Source organism: Variovorax terrae, from assembly GCF_022809125.1.
Lineage (GTDB): Bacteria > Pseudomonadota > Gammaproteobacteria > Burkholderiales > Burkholderiaceae_C > Variovorax_A > Variovorax_A terrae.
In genome coordinates, this window is the sequence record NZ_JALGBI010000001.1 from 2,472,402 (window position 1) to 2,490,436 (window position 18,035).

General features: G+C 70.8%; 21 protein-coding genes. 10 read left to right on the top strand and 11 right to left on the bottom strand.

The window, feature by feature from the left end:
• Positions 1 to 22 precede the first annotated feature (22 nt).
• From MMF98_RS11630 to MMF98_RS11660, 7 genes are all read left to right on the top strand, one after another.
• Positions 23 to 1,210 (top strand): CaiB/BaiF CoA transferase family protein, encoded by a 1,188-nt coding sequence (locus MMF98_RS11630; RefSeq protein ID WP_243306432.1) that lies wholly within the window; start codon positions 23 to 25, stop codon positions 1,208 to 1,210.
• 11 nt (positions 1,211 to 1,221) lie between these two features.
• Positions 1,222 to 2,418 (top strand): CaiB/BaiF CoA transferase family protein, encoded by a 1,197-nt coding sequence (locus tag MMF98_RS11635; RefSeq protein WP_243306433.1) that lies wholly within the window; start codon positions 1,222 to 1,224, stop codon positions 2,416 to 2,418.
• Between the two features lie 32 nt (positions 2,419 to 2,450).
• Positions 2,451 to 3,614: an acyl-CoA dehydrogenase family protein gene (locus MMF98_RS11640; protein WP_243306434.1), complete on the top strand. Its 1,164-nt coding sequence runs from the start codon at positions 2,451 to 2,453 to the stop codon at positions 3,612 to 3,614.
• Between the two features lie 126 nt (positions 3,615 to 3,740).
• Entirely contained in the window at positions 3,741 to 4,145 is a 405-nt protein-coding gene (locus tag MMF98_RS11645) for a MaoC/PaaZ C-terminal domain-containing protein (RefSeq protein ID WP_243306435.1), read from the top strand.
• A 1-nt stretch (position 4,146) separates the two neighbouring features.
• Complete coding sequence (locus MMF98_RS11650) at positions 4,147 to 4,596, top strand: MaoC family dehydratase (protein ID WP_243306436.1); 450 nt, start codon at positions 4,147 to 4,149, stop codon at positions 4,594 to 4,596.
• 7 nt (positions 4,597 to 4,603) lie between these two features.
• On the top strand, positions 4,604 to 4,918 hold the full coding sequence (locus MMF98_RS11655) for a DUF4286 family protein (protein WP_243306437.1): 315 nt from the start codon (positions 4,604 to 4,606) through the stop codon (positions 4,916 to 4,918).
• The gene (locus MMF98_RS11660) at positions 4,915 to 5,400 is read left to right on the top strand and encodes an ureidoglycolate lyase (protein ID WP_243306438.1); all 486 of its coding nucleotides are present in this window, start codon (positions 4,915 to 4,917) and stop codon (positions 5,398 to 5,400) included. The genes MMF98_RS11655 and MMF98_RS11660 overlap by 4 nt, the downstream gene beginning before the upstream one ends.
• Before the next feature lie 60 nt (positions 5,401 to 5,460).
• Here MMF98_RS11660 and MMF98_RS11665 read toward each other — a convergent pair whose 3' ends face one another.
• Positions 5,461 to 5,823 (bottom strand): SnoaL-like domain-containing protein, encoded by a 363-nt coding sequence (locus tag MMF98_RS11665; protein WP_243306439.1) that lies wholly within the window; start codon positions 5,821 to 5,823, stop codon positions 5,461 to 5,463.
• 182 nt (positions 5,824 to 6,005) lie between these two features.
• On the opposite strand from MMF98_RS11665, the gene bktB reads away from it, so the two are divergent.
• Both bktB and MMF98_RS11675 read left to right on the top strand, forming a co-directional pair.
• On the top strand, positions 6,006 to 7,190 hold the full coding sequence (gene bktB / locus MMF98_RS11670) for a beta-ketothiolase BktB (RefSeq protein WP_243306440.1): 1,185 nt from the start codon (positions 6,006 to 6,008) through the stop codon (positions 7,188 to 7,190).
• Positions 7,191 to 7,354: 164 nt separating this feature from the next.
• Positions 7,355 to 8,338 (top strand): Bug family tripartite tricarboxylate transporter substrate binding protein, encoded by a 984-nt coding sequence (locus MMF98_RS11675; protein ID WP_243306441.1) that lies wholly within the window; start codon positions 7,355 to 7,357, stop codon positions 8,336 to 8,338.
• 105 nt (positions 8,339 to 8,443) lie between these two features.
• On the opposite strand, the gene MMF98_RS11680 is transcribed toward MMF98_RS11675, so the two are convergent.
• From MMF98_RS11680 to MMF98_RS11690, 3 genes are read right to left on the bottom strand one after another with little or no spacing between them, the layout of a single operon-like run.
• Positions 8,444 to 9,463, bottom strand: coding sequence for a Bug family tripartite tricarboxylate transporter substrate binding protein (locus tag MMF98_RS11680; RefSeq protein ID WP_243306442.1), 1,020 nt, complete (start codon positions 9,461 to 9,463; stop codon positions 8,444 to 8,446).
• A 54-nt stretch (positions 9,464 to 9,517) separates the two neighbouring features.
• Positions 9,518 to 10,729 (bottom strand): CaiB/BaiF CoA transferase family protein, encoded by a 1,212-nt coding sequence (locus tag MMF98_RS11685; protein ID WP_243306443.1) that lies wholly within the window; start codon positions 10,727 to 10,729, stop codon positions 9,518 to 9,520.
• 26 nt (positions 10,730 to 10,755) lie between these two features.
• A complete protein-coding gene (locus tag MMF98_RS11690) occupies positions 10,756 to 11,697 on the bottom strand; it encodes a hydroxymethylglutaryl-CoA lyase (protein WP_243306444.1) in 942 nt (313 codons plus the stop codon).
• A gap of 112 nt (positions 11,698 to 11,809) precedes the next feature.
• Between MMF98_RS11690 and MMF98_RS11695 the strand changes: the two genes are divergently transcribed.
• Positions 11,810 to 12,721, top strand: a complete 912-nt coding sequence (locus MMF98_RS11695) for a LysR family transcriptional regulator (protein WP_243306445.1) — start codon at positions 11,810 to 11,812, stop codon at positions 12,719 to 12,721.
• A gap of 54 nt (positions 12,722 to 12,775) precedes the next feature.
• On the opposite strand, the gene MMF98_RS11700 is transcribed toward MMF98_RS11695, so the two are convergent.
• The 7 genes from MMF98_RS11700 to MMF98_RS11730 all read right to left on the bottom strand — a co-directional run bounded on the left by MMF98_RS11700 (position 12,776) and on the right by MMF98_RS11730 (position 17,960).
• The gene (locus tag MMF98_RS11700) at positions 12,776 to 13,663 is read right to left on the bottom strand and encodes a dienelactone hydrolase family protein (RefSeq protein ID WP_243306446.1); all 888 of its coding nucleotides are present in this window, start codon (positions 13,661 to 13,663) and stop codon (positions 12,776 to 12,778) included.
• 60 nt (positions 13,664 to 13,723) lie between these two features.
• Positions 13,724 to 14,560: a class III extradiol dioxygenase family protein gene (locus MMF98_RS11705; RefSeq protein ID WP_243306447.1), complete on the bottom strand. Its 837-nt coding sequence runs from the start codon at positions 14,558 to 14,560 to the stop codon at positions 13,724 to 13,726.
• A gap of 5 nt (positions 14,561 to 14,565) precedes the next feature.
• Positions 14,566 to 14,937 (bottom strand): protocatechuate 4,5-dioxygenase subunit alpha, encoded by a 372-nt coding sequence (locus tag MMF98_RS11710; protein ID WP_243306448.1) that lies wholly within the window; start codon positions 14,935 to 14,937, stop codon positions 14,566 to 14,568.
• Between the two features lie 110 nt (positions 14,938 to 15,047).
• The gene (locus tag MMF98_RS11715) at positions 15,048 to 16,433 is read right to left on the bottom strand and encodes a HAMP domain-containing sensor histidine kinase (protein ID WP_243306449.1); all 1,386 of its coding nucleotides are present in this window, start codon (positions 16,431 to 16,433) and stop codon (positions 15,048 to 15,050) included.
• Complete coding sequence (locus MMF98_RS11720; protein WP_243306450.1) at positions 16,426 to 17,127, bottom strand: response regulator transcription factor; 702 nt, start codon at positions 17,125 to 17,127, stop codon at positions 16,426 to 16,428. The genes MMF98_RS11715 and MMF98_RS11720 overlap by 8 nt, the downstream gene beginning before the upstream one ends.
• Positions 17,105 to 17,479, bottom strand: coding sequence for a hypothetical protein (locus MMF98_RS11725; RefSeq protein ID WP_243306451.1), 375 nt, complete (start codon positions 17,477 to 17,479; stop codon positions 17,105 to 17,107). Before MMF98_RS11725 ends, MMF98_RS11720 begins: the two co-directional genes overlap by 23 nt.
• 16 nt (positions 17,480 to 17,495) lie before the next feature.
• Positions 17,496 to 17,960 carry a Spy/CpxP family protein refolding chaperone gene (locus MMF98_RS11730; protein ID WP_243306452.1) on the bottom strand — a complete coding sequence of 155 codons (465 nt, stop codon included), beginning with the start codon at positions 17,958 to 17,960 and terminating at the stop codon, positions 17,496 to 17,498.
• Positions 17,961 to 18,035: the final 75 nt, after the last annotated feature.

Below are 18,035 nucleotides of genomic sequence, written 5' to 3' on the forward strand. Positions count from 1 at the left end.
CGCCGCTTTTTTTGGAGTCTCCATGCTGTCCGGAATCAGGGTCATCAGCTTCAACCATTTTCATGCCGGCCCGGTGGCCGCGCAGTTTCTTGCCGACCTGGGTGCCGACGTGATCGCCGTCGAACCGGTGGACGGCGCCTTCCACCGCAACTGGGCCGTCGCCAATCGCTTCGTCGCCGGGCAGAGCGTGAACCTGCTGACCAGCGGCCGCAACAAGCGCAGCCTGGCGCTGGACATGAAGTCGGCCGAGGGCAAGGCCATCGCGCGCCGGCTGCTCGAAGGCGCCGACGTCGTGATGGAGAACTTCCGGCCCGGTGCCATGGACCGCATGGGCTTTGGCTATGAGCAGGTCAAGGCCTTCAACCCGGGCGTGGTCTACGCCTCTGTCAGCGGCTACGGCGCCAGCGGCCCCGACCGCGACATGCCCGGCCAGGACCTGCTGCTGCAGGCGCGCTCGGGCCTGGCCGCGCGCACCGGCCGCGCCGACGGCGCACCCACCCCCACCGGCCCGGTCATCGTCGACCAGCACGCCGCCTCGCTGCTGGCCATGGGCATCCTGGCGGCGCTGCTGGGCCGCGTGAAAAGCGGCAAGGGCTGCCTGGTGGAGGGCAGCCTGCTGCAGTCCGCCATCGACCTGCAGTCCGAATCGCTCACGGCCTGGCTCAACGGCGCGCCCAGTGACACGCCGCGCGGGCGCCATGGCCTGGCCAGCTGGTGCAGCGCGGGGCCCTCGGGCATCCACGCCACGGCCGACGGCTGGCTGGCCATCTCGATGGCATCGCCGGCCGACCTGGCGGCCGCGCTCGACCTGCCGGCGCTGGCCACCCTGCCCGCCTCGGCCAGCTTCAGCCAGCGCGACGAGATCACGCGCCTGGTCGCCGAGCGGCTGGCGCACAAGACCACGGCCGAGTGGCTGCCCGCGCTGCAGCAGCAGGCCATCTGGCACATGCCCGTGAAGGACTACGACGACCTGCGCGGTGACGCGCAACTCGCGCATCTGGGCGCCTTCGTCGACACCCCCGGCGCCGAGGGCGAGCAGGTCACGCTGCTGGCCCATCCGCTGCGCTACGACGGCGCCGCCCCGCCCCTGCGCCTGGTGCCGCAGAAGCTGGGCGCGCAGACGCGCGACATCCTGTCCGAAGCCGGCTATGACGCGCAGCAGATCGAGGCCTTCGTGCAGTCGCGCGTGGTGGCCGCGGCCACGGCCTGAAGGAGCGCGCCATGAAGATCAAGATGAAAGTGGTGAGCTTCTGCCACTACCTGCAAGGCCCGGCCTGCACGCAGTACCTGGCCGACATGGGCGCCGAGGTGGTGAAGATCGAGCCGCTGGCCGGCGCGTTCGAGCGCCACTGGTCGGGCGGCAACTCGTGGGTCAACGGCGTGAGCGCGTTCCTGATGTCGGCCAACCGCAATGCCGAAAGCCTGGCGGTCGACCTCAAGCAGCCGCAGGGGCGCGACCTGGTGCTGCGCCTGATCGATGACGCCGACGTGGTGATCGAGAACTTCCGCCCCGGCGTGCTCGACCGGCTGGGCCTGGGCTTCGACACGCTGCGCCAGCGCCAGCCCTCGCTCATCCTGGCCTCGGCCAGCGGCCTGGGCCGCACCGGCCCCGCGGCCTCGCGCCCGGGGCAGGACCTGCTGATGCAGGCGCGCTCGGGCCTGATCGCCGCCACCGGCGGCGGCGCCAACGGCCCCAGCGCCGTGGGCGCCGCGGTGGTCGACCAGCACGGCGGCGCGCTGCTGGCCATGGGCATCCTCGGCGCCTACGTTCGCCGCCTGCAGACCGGTGAAGGCACGCTGGTGGAGAGCAGCCTGTTCGCAGCCGGCATCGACCTGCAGACCGAGGCGCTGACCAAGTACTACGCCGTGAAGGACCGCCCCGACGTGTTCACGCGCGACCGCCATGTGGGCAGTTGGTACCACGACGCGCCCTATGGCGTCTACGCGCTGGCCGACGCCCACCTGGTGCTGTCCATGAACGACCCGGTGAAGCTGGCCGCCGCGCTGAACAGCGACGCGCTGCGCGCGCTGCAGGCGATCGACCGCTACGCCGAGCGCGACCGCTATGCGCAGGCCGTGGCCGCCGAGCTGCGCACGCGCCGCTTCGACGACGTTTCGCCGGTCTTCGACGCGCACGCCATCTGGCACGAGCGCGTGCGCGACTACGACGACCTGCTGCAGGACCCGCAGGCCATCCACAACGAGGCCTTCCGCGAAATCGACGTGCCGGGCGGCGGCCGTGCGCTGCTGGTCAACCACCCGCTGCGCTACGACGGCGCGCTGCCGGCCTATCGCCGCATGCCGTTCCACGCCGGCCAGGACAGCCTGGCCATCCTGCGCCGCCTGGGCCTGAGCGAGGCCCAGTGCCAGGCGCTCATTGATGCTCAGGTCGTCGGCGTTCCGGCGCCCGCCCCCTGATCTCCCCACCCTTTCTTCACCCCCTTCACACCATGCTCGACTACTCCATTCCTTCCGAGACCCAGCTGCTGCTGGACACCGTGCGCCGCTTCGTGGTGCAGGAAGTCCAACCGCTCGAAGCCGAAACCGAGGCCCTCGGGCGCGTGCCGCCCGAAGCGCTGCAGCGCGTGCGCAAGCAGGCGCAGGATCTGGGCCTGTTTGCCATGAACATGCCCGAGGACACCGGTGGCGGCGGCTTGAGCCACGTCGACATGTGCCTGGTCGAGGAAGAGCTCGGCAAGACCTCGGACGCGCTGATCCGCCGCATCTTCGGCCAGGTCTACCCGATGCTGCTGGCCTGCCGGGGCGAGCAGCGCGAGAAGTACCTGCTGCCCACGGTGCGCGGCGAGAAGATCTGCGCCATGGCCATCACCGAGCCCGGCGCGGGCTCGGACGCCGCGGCCATCAGCACCACCGCCACGCAGGACGGCGACCACTGGGTGCTCAACGGCCGCAAGCATTTCATCAGCGACGGCGACATCGCCGACTACGTGATCGTGATGGCCGTGCACGACAAGGAGAAACGCGCGCGCGGCGGCATCTCGCTGTTCCTCGTGGACAAGGGCACGCCCGGCTTCGAGGTGACCAGCGTGCAGCCGATGATGGGCCACCGCGGCTACGGTCACGCCGAGCTGGTGTTCGAGAACTGCCGCATCCCGGCCGGCGCCGTGATGGGCGAGGTGGGCGAAGGCTTCAAGCTCATCATGAACAGCGTCTCGGGCATTCGCCTGGCGCACATCGGCGCGCGCGCCGTGGGCATGGGCCAGCGCGTGCTGGAGCTGATGCGCAACCACGCCAACGACCGCAAGCAGTTCGGCCAGCCCATCGGGGAGTTCCAGATGGTGCAGCAGATGATCGCCGACTCGGCCACCGAGCTGTTCGCCACGCGCATGATGGTGCTCAACACGGCCTGGGAGCTGGACCAGGGCATCGACTGCCGCGACAAGGTCTCGATGGTCAAGCTCTACGCCTCCGAGATGCTGGGCCGCGTGGCCGACCGCGGCATCCAGGTGTTCGGCGGCATGGGCTTCACCAAGGAGCTGCCGCTGGAGCGCATCTACCGCGACTGCCGCGTGACGCGCATCTACGACGGCACCTCCGAAATCCACCGCATGCTGATCGCGCGCAGCGTGATGAAGCGCGGGTTGGTGTTGTGACCCCCCGAAGCGCCTGCGGCGCCTCCCCCCAAGGGGGCGCACCCAGCGGCCCGGCAAAGCCGGTTCCGCGGGTGCCCTGACATAGGACAGCGGCGCGCAACAGCAACCACCACTTCCAGGCACTCCATGACCACCTCCCTCAAGACCGGCGACAGCATGTCGTTCCGCAAGACCCTCACCGTGGCCGAGCAGGCCATGTACACCGGCATCAGCGGCAATCTCGCGCCGCTGTATGTCGACCAGCGCGCCGCGCGCGAAGCGGGCTTCGACGCCATGCTGTCCTTCGAGCTCAACGGCGTGGCGCTGGCCACCACGGCGCTCAACCGCCTGGCTGGCCCAGGCTGGCGGCTGGCCGCGCTGCAGATCGACTTCAGCGCGCCGGTGCTGGTCGGCCAGACCATCGAATCGCGGGTCGAAGTGACTGCCGCCGACGCGGCCAGCGTGACCTGCAGCGTGCGCTGCGCCGTGGCCGGCGCCCACGCAGTGGCCGAAGGCACGGCACGCCTGGTGCCGGTGGCTGCGGGGCGCTGAGATGTACGACCTCAAGCCCTTTGACAGCCTGCACGTCGGCGACGAGGTGTCGGTCAGCAAGACCATCACCGAAGCCGATGGCGCGCTCTACATCGCCGCCACCGGCGACTTCGGCCCGGTGCACGTGGACGACAGCTACGCGCAGACCACGCGCTTCGGCCGCCGGCTGGCGCCCGGCATCATGGTCGCCGGCATCTGCACCAACGTGCTCACGGCCGAGCTGGCCGGCACGCTGGGCGTTTCCATCGAAGACCGCTTCTGGTTCACCGGGCCGGTGTTCTACGGCGACACCATCCGCTTTCGCGTGTGGATCCACGAGATGAACGCCGAGACCCGCACCGTCACCTGGCAGGCCAGCGCCGCCAACGAGGAAGGGCGCGAAGTGCTCAAGGCCGAGGCCACGCTCAAGTTCCCGCGCGTCAAGCCGCGCGCCGACACCCCCGCCGCCTGATCGCGCCATGACCGCCACGCCCCACCCCACCCCGCCCCTCTTGCACATCGTGCGCGTGGACATCGCGCCCGAGCACGAGGACGCCTTCAACCGCTGGTACGACGAGGTGCACGTGCCCGCCCTGCTCGCCTGCCCGGGCTGGCTGTCGGCGCGCCGCTTCGTCTCGCTCGAAGACGGGCCGAAATACGCGGCCATCTACGAAATCGCCGGCGACTGGGTGTATGACACGCCCGAGTTCCATGCCGTCAAGGGCTTCATGGAATTCACGCCCCACGTGCGCAACTTCATGCGCCAGCGCTTGGCCCCGCTGGCCCGGCCATGAAGCTGCTGCAGCCCCGGCCGCTCACGCGCGAAGCCTTCGCGCCCTTCGGCCAGGTCATCGAGCTCGAGGGCGCCACGCAGTTCGCCATCAACGGCGGCACCACCCAGCGCTTTCACGACCTAGCGCGCGTGGACACCCTGGCCGAAGGCGGCCGCCCGCTCATCAGCCTGTTCCGGGCGCAGCCGCGTGCGCAGCCGGTCCGGCTGACCCTGATGGAGCGGCATCCGCTGGGCTCGCAGGCCTTCCTGCCGCTGTCCGCGCAGCCCTATCTCGTGGTGGTGGCGCCGGATCACGGCGGCCGCCCGGGGCCGCTGCAGGCCTTCGTCACCTGCGGCTGGCAGGGCGTCAACTACGACCGCAACGTCTGGCACCACCCGCTGCTGGCGCTCGAGGCGGTCTGCGACTTCATCGTCGTGGACCGTGGCGGCGAAGGCTGCAACCTCGAGGAATGGCCGCTGGCCGAGCCCACCGGCATTTTTTGAGCCAAATGGCCCCGAGGTCCAGGTTGCTCGGTCTTTTGTTGCTATCAGATCAATAGCAACTCAGGCTCCGCCGCCGAAGAAGAAGCGCTCCTCCACGATCTTGCCGTTGCGCACCGTGTAGAGCCCCACTTCGTCCATCGCCATGCGCTGGCCGCCCTTGGGCGTGACGTCCATCTTGAAGCGCACGACGAACTGCTGGCCGTGCACATAGGGGCCTTCGACGCTCACGTCGTGAATCTCGTGGTTGGCGTACCACCAGGCGCCCTTGCCCTCGACCGCGGCGCGGCCCTTGAGCTCGGCCATCTCGCCGGTCATGGGTTCGAGCGAGACGATGTCGTCGGCCCAGTGGACGCGGCCGGCGTCCTCGAATTTCCCCTGCTTGCACAGCGCGGTGAAAGCCTGCGCCAGTTCCTGGATCTCCATGGCAGTCTCCTGAGGTGAGTTGGGAGGGAGCCAGTATGCGCGCGGCCGCATGGCACGCGCGTGACAGGGTTTCCCGGCGTGCTAATCTTGCCGCCACCCATTCCGGCCCCTGGCGGCCGGCCGGCGCCTCCGCTTTCCGGCGCCGACCCCCATTCGATACTGGATACAGAAAGGATTTCCTCATGACCCGTGACGTCGTCGTCGTTTCCGCCGTGCGCACCGCCATCGGCACCTTTGGCGGCAGCCTCAAGGACGTGCCGCCCACCGAACTCGGCGCGCTCGTGGTGCGCGAGTCGCTCGCCCGCGCCAGCGTGGCGGGCCAGGACGTGGGCCACGTGGTGTTCGGCCACGTGGTCAACACCGAGCCCAGGGACATGTACCTCTCGCGCGTGGCGGCCCTCAACGGCGGCTGCGCCGAAGGCACGCCCGCGTTCAACGTGAACCGCCTGTGCGGCTCGGGCCTGCAGGCCATCGTCTCGGCCAGCCAGTCGATCCTGCTGGGCGATGCCGACGTCGCCATCGGCGGCGGCGCCGAGAACATGAGCCGCGCGCCCTACGCCAGCCTGGCCACGCGCTTTGGCGCGCGCATGGGCGACACCAAGATGGTCGACATGATGATCGGCGCGCTGCACGACCCCTTCCACACCATCCACATGGGCGTGACGGCCGAGAACATCGCGGCCAAGTGGGGCATCACGCGCGAGGACCAGGACCAGCTGGCCGTCGAGAGCCACCACCGCGCCGAGCGCGCCACGCAGGCGGGCTACTTCAAGGACCAGATCGTGCCCGTGATGCTCAAGAGCCGCAAGGGCGAGGTGGCCTACGCGACCGACGAGCATTTCCGCGCCGGCGCCACGATGGACGACCTGGCCAAGCTCAAGCCCGTGTTCGTGAAGGAGAACGGCACGGTGACGGCGGGCAACGCCTCGGGCATCAACGACGCGGCCGCCGCCGTGGTGCTGATGGAAGCCCAGGCGGCCCAGGCGCGCGGTGCCAAGCCCCTGGCGCGCCTCGTGGCCTACGCCCACGCGGGCGTGGACCCGAAGTACATGGGCATCGGCCCCGTGCCCGCCACCCAGCTCGCGCTCAAGAAGGCCGGCCTCACGGTGAACGACCTGGACGTGATCGAGGCCAACGAGGCCTTCGCGGCCCAGGCCTGCGCCGTCACACGCGACCTGGGGCTGGACCCGGCCAAGGTCAACCCCAACGGCTCGGGCATCTCGCTGGGCCACCCCATCGGCGCCACCGGCGCGGTCATCACGGTGAAGGCCCTGCACGAGCTGCAGCGCATCCAGGGCCGCTACGCGCTGGTGACCATGTGCATCGGCGGCGGCCAGGGCATCGCGGCCATCTTCGAGCGCCTCTGACCCATCGGCCGTAGCCGCGCCGCCATCGTCGTCCGCGATGCCGCCTTCCTGCTTTGGCACGGCGGGCGGGGCCGCGCATCGGCGATCATCCAAAGCATCCGCGCCCGGCGCAGACGAGGCGCGCCCCCGACGCGCCCCCCATTTTTCACGGAGACTTTTCCCCCATGTTTCGCCAACTGATTTCCTTCACGGCCCTGGCGCTGGCCCTGGGCGCCGGCGCCCAAGCGCAGACCACGCCCGCGGCAGCCTACCCGGGCGCCAAGCCCGTGCGCCTGATCGTGCCCTTCCCGCCCGGCGGCGGCACCGACATCCTGGCGCGCCTCGTGGCCACCAAGCTCACCGAAGTCAACAAGTGGACCGTGGTGCCCGACAACAAGGCCGGCGCGGGCGGCACCATCGGCATCACCGAGGCCGCCAAGGCCGCGCCCACGGGCTACGACATCGTGATGGGCCAGAAGGACAACCTCGTGATCGGCCCCTGGCTCTACAAGAACCTGCCCTGGGACCCGACCAAAGACCTGGTGGCCGTGGCCCACGTGGCCTACACGCCCGTGGTGATCGCCACCAGCACCAACTCCAAGTTCAAGACCCTGGCCGACGTGGTGGCCGCCGCCCGCGCCACGCCGGGCAAGGTCACCTACGGCTCGCCGGGCAACGGCACTTCCATCCACCTCGCGGGCGACCTGTTCGAGAAGGCGGCCGGCGTGAAGCTGGTGCACGTGCCCTACAAGGGCTCGAACCCCGCGCTGATGGATGCGCTGGCCGGCAACGTGGACCTGCTGGTGTCGTCCCTGCCCTCGGCCATGGGCCAGATCAAGGCCGGCAAGCTGCGCCCGCTGGCCGTGACCTCGATCAAGCGCAGCTCCTCGCTGCCCGAGGTGCCCACCGTGGCCGAGTCGGGCTTCAAGGACTTCGATGTCAGCACCTGGTACGGCGTGCTGGCCCCGGCCGGCACCCCGGCCGCCGTGGTCACCACGCTCAACACCGAGATCAACAAGCTGCTGGCCCAGGCCGACGTGAAGGCCGCCATCCACGCCCAGGGCGCCGAGCCCGAGGCCATGACGGCCGCGCAGTTCGGCACGCTGCTCAAGACCGACTATGCCAAGTGGAAGGGCATCGTCGAGGCCTCGGGCGCCAAGATCGAGTGAGCGGCGCGCCCCGCAACGCCATTTGAGAAGAAAAACCGCCCGATGTCCGCATCGGGCGGTCATTGTTTGCTACGCTTTCAATAGCAACCGCCGTTCGGCCGGCCGCTACTGCGGCACCACGCCGGCCTTCTTCACCAGCGCCGCGTAGCGCTGCAGCTCGCTGCGGAAGTAGGCGCCCGCGGCCTCGGGCGTGCTGATGTTGATGAGGTTGCCCTGGCGCGCCATCGCCTCCTTCACCTCGGGCGTGGCAAAGGCGGTGACGAACGCCTGGTGCACGCGCCGCACCTGCTCGGGCGGCAGCCCCTTGGGGCCGACCACGGCGAACCAGCCGTCCACCACGAAGCCGGGGTAGCCCTGCTCCACCGCCGTCGGGATCTCGGGCGCGGCCGCCACGCGCTGCGGCGAGGCCACGCACAGCGCGCGCAGGTTGCCGGCCTTGACCTGGCCCTGCACCGCCGGCAGCGCGCCCACGCCCCAGTCCACCTGGCCGCCCACGATGTCCTGCATCATCGGGCCGAAGCCGCGGTAGGGAATGTGGGTGGAGTAGCTGCCCGTGGTGTCCTTGAACAGCTCGGCCGCCAGGTGCAGGATGGTGCCGTTGCCCGAGGAGGCGAAGTTGTAGCGCCCCGGGCTGGCGTGCAGCAGCGCCACGAATTCGCGCAGGTTCTTCACGGGCAGTTTCGGGTTGACCACCAGCACCATGGGCGTGCTGCCCATCACGGCAATGGGCGTGATGTCGCCCACCGGGTCGAACGGCACCGACTTGAGCACGCTCGGGTAGATCACGTGGTTGTTCGACACCACGCTCAGCGTCAGCCCGTCGGGCGGCGACTTCACCAGGGCCTGGGTGCCCACCACCCCGCCCGCGCCGGGCTGGTTGTCCAGCACCACGGTCTGGCCCAGCGCCTGCCCCAGCGCCTGGCTGGACGCGCGCATGATGGTGTCCACGCCCGAGCCCGCCGCCACCGGCAGGATGAAGCGCACGGCGCGCTCGCCCTGGGCCCGCGCCAGGCGCGGCAGGCCGCCCAGGACGCCGGCCGCGGCCAGGGCGCCGAGCGCGTGGCGGCGCGTCAGCGTGGCGGCCTCGGCCGCGGGGAACACAGTGGAAAGGGATGAGGGGCGCATGGGTTCGTTGTCTCCGTCGGAATCGTCATGTGTGAGGGAAGGGGCGTGCCGGCCTCAGGCCACCGCGGCGCTGGCCTGCAGCGCGGCCACCTCGGCGGCCGTGTAGCCGAGCGTGGCCAGCAGCTCGCGCGTGTGCTCGCCCATGGCGGGCGGCTGCAGGCGCACGCCCAGGCGCTGGCCGTCCATCGTGAACGGGAACAGCGCGGCGCGCGCCGTCTGGCCGGCGCGCTCGCCATCGGGCAGGCGCACCTCGGCCAGGCCGCCGGTGGCTTGCAGGTGCGGGTCGTCGAACAGTTCCTCGGGCCGGGCGATGGGCGCGAACGGCAGGCCGGCGCGCTCGAAGATCGCCGCCAGCTCGGCCGCCGACCAGCGCACCAGCCGCTCGCGCAGCTGCGCCAGCAGCGCCGGGCGCACCTGCACGCGCTGGTTGTTGGTGGCCAGCGCCGGGTCGGCCCTCAGGTCGGCAAAGCCCAGCGCGTCGCAGAAGCTCACCCACTGCGCGTCGCTCACGGCGGCCAGGAAGATCTGCTCGCCGTCCTTCACGGTGAACACGTCATACACCGCCCAGGGGTTGTCGCGCGCGGGCAGCGGCGCGGCGGGCTTGCCGGTCACGGCGTACTGCAGCATGTGCTGGCCGACCAGGAACACGTTGTTCTCGAACAGCGCGCTCTGCACCTCCTGGCCGCGGCCGGTGATGCCGCGCTGGATCAGCGCGCCCAGGGCGCCGATGGCGCCGAACATGCCGCCCATGATGTCGTTGACGCTGGTGCCCGCGCGCAGCGGGTCGCCGGGGCGCCCGGTCATGTAGGCCAGGCCGCCCATCATCTGCACCACCTCGTCGAGCGCCGTGCGGTGCTCGTAGGGGCCGGGCAGGAAGCCCTTGAGGCTCACGTAGATCAGGCGCTCGTTCGCCTGCGACAGCGCGGCGTAGTCGAGCCCGTATTTCTTCATGGTGCCGGGCCTGAAGTTCTCGGCCACCACGTCGGCGCTGGCGGCCAGCCGGCGCGCCACCTCGGCGCCCGCCGGCTGGCGCAGGTCCAGCGCGATGCTCTTCTTGTTGCGGTTGAACATCGGGAAGAAGCCCGAGCCCGCGCCCAGCAGGTGGCGCGTGCGGTCGCCGTCGATGGGCTCGACCTTGATCACGTCGGCGCCCAGGTCGGCCAGCACCAGGCCGCAGGTGGGGCCCATCACCATGTGGGTGAACTCGACCACGCGCAGGCCCGCGAGCGGCAGGCGGGACGAGGCCGGGGGTTGGGAAGCAGTCATGGGGTCTGGAAGGAGAAAAACAGTCGTCAGGCCGCGGCGGCAGCGGCCGCGCGGAAGGTCTTGGGCAGGCCGGCCTGCCACAGCGTGCCGTGCAGGGTTTCGCCCGCGAGCCAGCGGGCCACGTCGCGGCGCAGCGCGAGCAGCGCCTCGATGTCCTGGCCGGTCGGCAGGCCCATGCTGTGCAGCATGAACACCAGGTCCTCGGTGGCCACGTTGCCGCTGGCGCCGGGTGCGTGCGGGCAGCCGCCGATGCCGGCCAGGCAGGCGTCGAAGCGCGTCACGCCGCTCTGCCAGGCCGCGAACACGTTGGCAAGGCCCAGGCCGCGCGTGTCGTGGAAATGGCCGCACCACAGGCGCTCGCCCACCAGGTGGCGCGCCTTCTCGAACAGGCGGCTCACCCCGGCGGGATCGGCATAGCCCACGGTGTCGGCCAGGCTCACATGGTCGGCGCCGGCGTCCAGCAGGGCCTGCATCAGGCGCAGCACCTCGCTCTCGGCCACTTCGCCCTGGATGGTGCAGCCGAAAGCCGTGCCCACGCCGCCCTCGATCAGGGTTTTGCGGCCCGCGGCATCGCGCGCGGCGCGGATGCGCGCCACCTCGGCCACCACCTCGTCAGGCGTCTTGCGCAGGTTGGCCAGGCTGTGCGCGTGGCTGGCCGACAGCGGCACCACCATCAGGTCGGCCCCGCCCTCGAGGGCGCGCTCGGCGCCCTTGAGGTTGGGCACCAGCACCGAGGCGCGCAGGCCGGGCAGGGTCTTGGCATGGGCCAGCAGCTCGGCGGTGTCGGCAAGCTGCGGCAGCAGCCGCGCCGGCACGAAGGAGCCGACCTCGATCTCGCGCTGGCCGGCCGCATGGGCGCGCGTGATCCACTCGATCTTCTGCGCCGTGGGCAGCACGCGCGCAATGCTTTGCAGGCCGTCGCGCAGGCCGACTTCGCGGACCACGGTGGCGGGGGAGGATGCAGTCACTTCGGCTTGTCTCCTGTCTCGGAATCATCGGAGTTTAGGAATTCCGTATTGATTCACAAAATCAATTTCGGAAGCCTTAAGATTCCCAAATGGAAACTCTTGAACCCCCGCCATGCGCGACCTCGACCTGACGACGCTGCGCCTGTTCGTCGCGGTGTGCGAGGCCCGCAGCATCGCGCGCGCGGGCGAGCAGCAGCACATCGTGGGCTCGGCCATCAGCAAGCGGCTGGCGCAGCTCGAAGACACGGTGGGCACGCCGCTGCTGGTGCGCCGCCGCCGCGGCGTGGAGCCGACGCCGGCCGGCGAGACCCTGCTGGAGCACGCGCGCAGCATGCTGGCCAGCGCCGACCTGGTCGAGCGCGACATGGCGGCCTATGCGGCGGGCGTGCGCGGCCAGGTGCGCATCCTGGCCACGGCCTCGGTGATCGCCGAATCGCTGGCCGACGACGTGGCGAGCTTTCTCAACCACCCGGCGCATGGCGACATCCGCGTCGACATCGAGGAGCGCGTGAGCAGCGGCGTGCTGCGCGGCGTGCACGAGGGCAGCGCCTCGCTCGGTCTGTGCTGGGACGCCGCCAACCTGGACGGCCTGCAGGCCCGCCCCTGGCGCGGCGACCACCTGGCCGTGGTGATGCCGCTGGACCATCCGCTGGCGCAGCACCAGGCGCTGGCGCTGGCGCAGACCCTGGAGTTCGACCACGTGAGCCTGCCGCCCTCGAGCGCCGTGCAGGTCATGCTGCAGCGCTCGGCCGCCCTGCACGGCCAGTCGCTGCGCTACCGCGTGGTGGTGGCCACCTTCGAGGCGGCGCTGCGCGTGGTGCGTGCCAAGCTCGCCATCAGCGTGCTGCCGGCGGAGCTGGCCCAGCCCTACGCCAGCGCCTTCGGCCTGCGCGTGGTGCCGCTCACCGATGCCTGGGCGAGGCGCCGCTTCGCGATCTGCTTTCGCGACGCGGCCACGCTGCCGCCTGCGGCGCGGCTGCTGCTCGAACACCTGGCCCAAGCCGGTAATTCAGAAGAAAAATAGCCTGAGGTCCTCGCCGGGCGGTCATCGGCCGCTATATTTTCGATAGCAACCGGCTCAGGGAGAGAGCAGGCCGACCTTCTTCACGAAGGCGTTCAGCGGCCCGCTCCACATCTTGCCGCCGTAGATCAGCAACTGGTGGCCGTCGCGGCCTTCCACCGGGCCGGTCTGCACCAACTCGGTGTCGCTGCCGCCGGCCTTGAACGCCTCATGCCACTGGCGCGGCGCCTCGGCGCCCCAGTACAGGTCGTTCTCGGCATAGAGCCACAGGCTGGGCTCCTTGGCAAGCTGGCCATAGGCGCGATAGGTTTCGGTGAGGTTGCCGGGCTTGCAGCTCTTGCCGGGCGAGACTTCGGGGTAGCCGCCCGAGCCGCCAGCAAAATTGACGAAGCCCACCACGCCGGGCAGGTTCAGCGCGCCGGTGGCCACCGTGGTCATGCCGCCGACCGACTGGCCTTCGAGCAGGATGCGGTCCTTGCGCACCCAGGGCTGCTGCAGCGCCCACTGGTAGGCGGCCACCACGGTCTCGCGCGCGTTGCCGGCCGAAGTGGTGAAGTCGGGGTTGCCGGTGCAGAGGTTGCCGCTCCAGTTGGCATGGGAGTCCTCGCGGTCGGTGCCCCCGGTGTCGCCATAGCCGGGGCGCACCGGGGCCATCACGGCCACGCCCTTGTTGAGCCAGTAGTTGGCATGGCCCACCGCCACCGGGTACTGCAGCTTGACGCGGTCGATGCGCGCCCCGGCCCGCCCGTGCGAGAAGATCACCAGCGGAAACGGCCCGTCGCCGGCCGGCTTGTAGAGGTGGGTCACCACCTCCGTTGGCTTGCCGCCGATGTTGAGCGTGAGCCGGGCGACATCGGGCTGCACCCGCGGCGCCGGCTGCGCCCCCGCCACGCAGGCCAGCGCCAGCAGGCCGGCCCCCACCATCCAACGAATCAGACACCGCACGGTTGCTCCTTGTCCCCAGGGGCACAGGCCCGGGCGGCACCACTATAGCGGCCCGGCGTTTCAGGCGGCGGCCAGCGCCATCATGCCGGCGGCGGTGTTGCTGATGGGGATGTGGTAGTTGCTGTGCACCCGGCGCACCGGGCCCGGCACGGCAGCGCGCGCGGCCAGCCACATCAGCAGTTCCACGCCCTGGGTGCCGGTCTTCTCCACCAGTTCGGGGATGCTGAACCGGGTGGCCCACTCGGGCTCCTCGATCAGGCTCTGCATGAATTTGAGGTCGAACGGCTTGTTGATGAAGCCCGCGCGCTCGCCGTCGAGCTGGTGGCTCAGGCCGCCGGTGCCGATCACCACCACCTTCTGGTCGCTGTCCCACGACGCGAGGGCCTCGCCCACGGCTTTGCCGAGCGCCACGCAGCGCCGGGCGCTGGGCAGCGGGAACTGCACGGTGTTGATGCAGACCGGCACCGTGCGCACCGGGCACGGCCCCTCGGGCCAGAACAGCTTGAGCGGCAGCGCGAAGGCATGGTCCACCAGCATCTCCTGGCAGGTGGTGATGTCGAACTCACGCGCCACCAGGTGGTTGATGAGGTGCCACGACAACTCGGGCGCGCCCTGGAACGGCGGCAGCGTCGGCAGGCCCCAGCCTTCGTCCGCGTTGCGGTACTCAGGCGCCGCGCCCACGGCGAAGGTGGGCATCTTGTCGAGGAAGAAGTTGAGGCCGTGGTCGTTGTAGAACACCATGGCGACGTCGGGCTTGACCTCATCGAGCCAGGCGCGCACCGGCAGGAAGCCGTCGAAGAAAGGCTTCCAGTACGGCTGCTGCTGCAGCCCCTTGGCGATGGCGCCGCCGATGGCGGGCACATGCGAGGTGGTGAGGCCACCGAGGATCCGGGCCATGAGGTTCAAGCCTCCAGCGTTTCGGGTTGATCGTTCTGCGCGACGAGGCGCGCCTTGAAGGCCTCCTTGCTCAGGCCGGTCTGGAGGGCCCCGAGGTCCTGCACGTCCAGGCCCAGGATGCCCGCGAACTTGGCCAGGTAGTAGACGTTGCCGCCGGCGGCCAGCAGGCCGAGCACGTCGCGCGCGCGGATGGCATGCGCCTGCTCGTGGCTCAGGCCGTAGGTGCGTACATAGGCGTCCTCGTCGGCCTTGAACGCCGCGCGATTCTCGGCGCTGTTGAACGAGAAGCACATCTTGTTGAGGGCATAGCCCTTGCGGGCTTGAATGCCGTCGAACAAAGTGGTGCCGGGAATGGAAACCGGGGTTGAAGGGGCCATGGCGTTGTCTCCAGCGAATGCCTTGCTCGCCAGTGTGGGCGCACGGCGCGGGCAGCACCCTGATCTGGATCAAGCCCGGGCCACAATGCCCGCGCGCGCGGGGCGCGCCGTCAGCGCCTGCCGGCTTCGGCTCGCAACCCCACCCGTACCTCCAGACCGGGCTCCGCATTGCGCACGCGCCAGTCGGCGCCATGCGCCTGCGCCACCAGCCGGCACAGGTACAGCCCCAGGCCCACGCCGCCGGTGGCGCGTTCGCGGGCCACGTCGGGGCGATAGAAGGGCTCGGCCAGATGCGGCAGCTGGTCCTCGGGCACGCCGGGGCCATGGTCGCGCACGCTCAAGGTAAGGCCGCCGCGCTCGGCCGGGCCCAGGTGCAGCTCGGGCGGCAGCGGCGCCTGCGCGCTGTGGCGCAGCGCGTTGTCCAGCAGGTTGCGCACGAGCAGGCGCATGCGGGTGCGGTCCAGCATCAGCGCGGGCAGGCCCGGTGCGATGTGCAACTCGATGCCTGTTCCCTGCCCTGCGCCGCCGGCAGGCTGGCCGGCCGCCACCTCGCGCGCCACTTCCCGGGCCAGTTCGCCCAGGTCCGTGGCTTCCAGGTGCAGCGCGGCATGGCCCTGGCCCAAGCGCTCGCTCTCCAGCAGGTCGGTCACCAGGTCGCGCATCGCGGCCAGGTCGCGCAGCAAGGCGTCGCGCGGCGCCTGCACCCCGGGCAGGTCGGGCAGCAGCTCGGTGTTGAGCCGCGCGCGCGTGAGCGGGCTGCGCAGCTCATGGCTGATGGCCAGCAGCAGGGCGCGCTTGGCGTCCAGCATCTGGTGCAGGTCGTGCGCCATGGTGTTGATGCCCTGCGCCAGCACGCCGAGTTCGTCGCGCCGACGGATGGGGATGGGCTGGCCGAACTCGCCCGCGCCGAAGCGCTGCGCGCCATCGCGGATGTCGTCCAGCGGGCGCAGCAGGCGGCGCACGTAGAGGTAGGCCACGGCGGTCAGGGCCAGCAGCACGGCCAGCGTGATCCAGCCCACGCGGCGCGGCTGGTTCTGCCAGGCGCTGAGGCTCAGCCCGAAATCGAGGCGATGGCCGTCGGCCGTGGTGCGGCTCAGCAGCGGCGCATCGTCCAGCCCCGGCGGGCCGCGCAGCCAGCGGCCGCGCTCGTACGAGTGCCGCGCGGGCGGCGCGTTGTCCGACTGCCAGTTCACCAGCGGGCCGCTGATGCGCACGCTCAGGGGCAGGCGCTCGCTGAGCGCGCGGGCGCGCTCCACGCTGGGCGGGCTGCCGATGTCGGCCGCGAGGCGGTCCACGTAGTCCATCACCAGCGGGCGCGCGGCGTTGCGCCAGCCCACGCCCAGAGCCTTCTGCATGCCGCCGACGAAGGCCACGGTGGTGGCCAGAGCCAGCAGCAGGAACAGCACCACCAGCCGCACGCGCAGCGAGTGGCCCAGCGCGTGGCGCGCGCGGTGGTGCCAGCGCCCGTGCCGGCCGGCCCGCACCGGCTCAGCCACGCGGCGCTCCGCCGCTGCGCGCCAGCGCGAGCGAGTAGCCGGCGTTGCGCAGGGTCTTGATGCAGTCCAGCGGTTCGAGCTTGCGGCGCAGGCGGCTCACCACGATGTCCACCGCGCGGGTGTAGAGCTCGGCCTCGTGGCCGCGCAGGTGGTTGAGGATGTCGTCGCGGCTGAACACCTTGCCAGCCTCGCGCGCCAACAGGTGCAGCAGGTCGAACTCGGTGCTGGTCAGCTCCAGCTTCTGCCCGCCGCGCAGCACGGTGCGGGTGGCGGGGTCGATTTCCAGCCCGCCTTCGAACGCCAGCCGCGCGGCGGCGCCGGGCCGGGGTGCGGCCGTGCGGCGGCGCAGCACGGTCTGCACGCGCGCCACCAGCTCGCGCGGCTCGAAGGGCTTGGGCAGGTAGTCGTCGGCGCCCAGCTCCAGCCCCACCACGCGGTCCATCACCTCGCCGCGCGCGGTGAGCATGATGACGGGCAGGTCGCTGTCCTTGCGGATGGTGCGGCAGAGCTCGAAGCCGTCCATCTCGGGCAGCATCACGTCGAGGATGGCGGCATCGAAGCCGCCGCGCCGCAGCCGCGCCAGGCCGTCGCTGGGCCGCGTGGCGTGCTCGAGCTGCAGCTCGAAGCGCGCGAAGTACGCGGCCAGCGGCGGGCCCAGCTGTTCGTCGTCGTCAATCAGCAGGATGCGGGGCATGGCTGCCATTGTGTCGCATGCCGTCGCAGCGGGCGCGGTGCAGCAGGATGAGCTGGCGCAGCCGCCGCTGCCGCGGCGCGGGCAGGCCGTCGAAGCTGTCGGCCGCCGTCGCCAGCGCCTGCCAGGCCGGTGCGGGCGCGGGCCGCTGCGCCAGCAGCTGCTGCGCATGCAGGCGGTCGAAGCTCGGCCCCCACACCAAAGCCAGCAGCTCGGCATGGGGGTCGTCGGCGCCGGCCAGCAAGGCGCGGCCATGGTCGCGCATGCCGGCAAACAGCAGATGGGCGCTGTTGGTTCGATCGGTCAGTCGGTCACCTCCCGGGGCCAGGGCCCCGGGAGCGGCTTCGCGGGTCATGGGCAGCCCCCAAGCCTCAGCCGCGCCGCCAGCCGTGGCGGCGCTGCATGAATTCGCGCACCTTCTGCTGCTGCGCGGGGTTGAGGCTGTCATAGAAGTCGGCCAGGGCCGCGATCACTTCCGGGCTCTTGCTGTTGAGCGCAGCGGTCTTCTCGGTGACGAGCGCCTGCGCCCGGCTGCGGTCGAACTTGTCGCCGGCCACCAGGGCCTGCACCTGGGCGCGCGGGTCGCCCTGGCCCGCCAGCGCGGCACGCTGCTCCTGCAGCTTGTCGGCCAGCACGCCCAGGCGCTGTTTCTGGTCGGCGTTGAGATCGAGCTTGCTGCTCACGCGCTCGATCATCCGGCCGCGCATCTTGGCCGAGTCCTCGGCACTCATCTGCCAGCCGTGGCCGTCGTAGCGATGGCCGCAGGCCGTCAGGCCGCCGAAAGCGATGCCGGCGCCCAGCAGGCCGAACAAGGTACGTTTGATCCAGGGTCGCATGACAGTGTCCTTTTCAGGGTGATGAACATGGCTGTCATGGTGCCGGGCGCAACACTTGCGGTCATCACGGCGCGG

Coding starts and splice junctions, on each gene's coding strand:
- MMF98_RS11645 (WP_243306435.1), top strand. CDS start 3,741: ATGACCACCTCCCTCAAGACCGGCGACAGCATGTCGTTCCGCAAGACC.
- MMF98_RS11730 (WP_243306452.1), bottom strand. CDS start 17,960: ATGCGACCCTGGATCAAACGTACCTTGTTCGGCCTGCTGGGCGCCGGC.
- bktB (WP_243306440.1), top strand. CDS start 6,006: ATGACCCGTGACGTCGTCGTCGTTTCCGCCGTGCGCACCGCCATCGGC.
- MMF98_RS11685 (WP_243306443.1), bottom strand. CDS start 10,729: ATGACTGCTTCCCAACCCCCGGCCTCGTCCCGCCTGCCGCTCGCGGGC.
- MMF98_RS11655 (WP_243306437.1), top strand. CDS start 4,604: ATGACCGCCACGCCCCACCCCACCCCGCCCCTCTTGCACATCGTGCGC.
- MMF98_RS11705 (WP_243306447.1), bottom strand. CDS start 14,560: ATGGCCCGGATCCTCGGTGGCCTCACCACCTCGCATGTGCCCGCCATC.
- MMF98_RS11720 (WP_243306450.1), bottom strand. CDS start 17,127: ATGCCCCGCATCCTGCTGATTGACGACGACGAACAGCTGGGCCCGCCG.
- MMF98_RS11635 (WP_243306433.1), top strand. CDS start 1,222: ATGAAGATCAAGATGAAAGTGGTGAGCTTCTGCCACTACCTGCAAGGC.
- MMF98_RS11650 (WP_243306436.1), top strand. CDS start 4,147: ATGTACGACCTCAAGCCCTTTGACAGCCTGCACGTCGGCGACGAGGTG.
- MMF98_RS11675 (WP_243306441.1), top strand. CDS start 7,355: ATGTTTCGCCAACTGATTTCCTTCACGGCCCTGGCGCTGGCCCTGGGC.
- MMF98_RS11665 (WP_243306439.1), bottom strand. CDS start 5,823: ATGGAGATCCAGGAACTGGCGCAGGCTTTCACCGCGCTGTGCAAGCAG.
- MMF98_RS11695 (WP_243306445.1), top strand. CDS start 11,810: ATGCGCGACCTCGACCTGACGACGCTGCGCCTGTTCGTCGCGGTGTGC.
- MMF98_RS11725 (WP_243306451.1), bottom strand. CDS start 17,479: ATGACCCGCGAAGCCGCTCCCGGGGCCCTGGCCCCGGGAGGTGACCGA.
- MMF98_RS11640 (WP_243306434.1), top strand. CDS start 2,451: ATGCTCGACTACTCCATTCCTTCCGAGACCCAGCTGCTGCTGGACACC.
- MMF98_RS11630 (WP_243306432.1), top strand. CDS start 23: ATGCTGTCCGGAATCAGGGTCATCAGCTTCAACCATTTTCATGCCGGC.
- MMF98_RS11710 (WP_243306448.1), bottom strand. CDS start 14,937: ATGGCCCCTTCAACCCCGGTTTCCATTCCCGGCACCACTTTGTTCGAC.
- MMF98_RS11660 (WP_243306438.1), top strand. CDS start 4,915: ATGAAGCTGCTGCAGCCCCGGCCGCTCACGCGCGAAGCCTTCGCGCCC.
- MMF98_RS11680 (WP_243306442.1), bottom strand. CDS start 9,463: ATGCGCCCCTCATCCCTTTCCACTGTGTTCCCCGCGGCCGAGGCCGCC.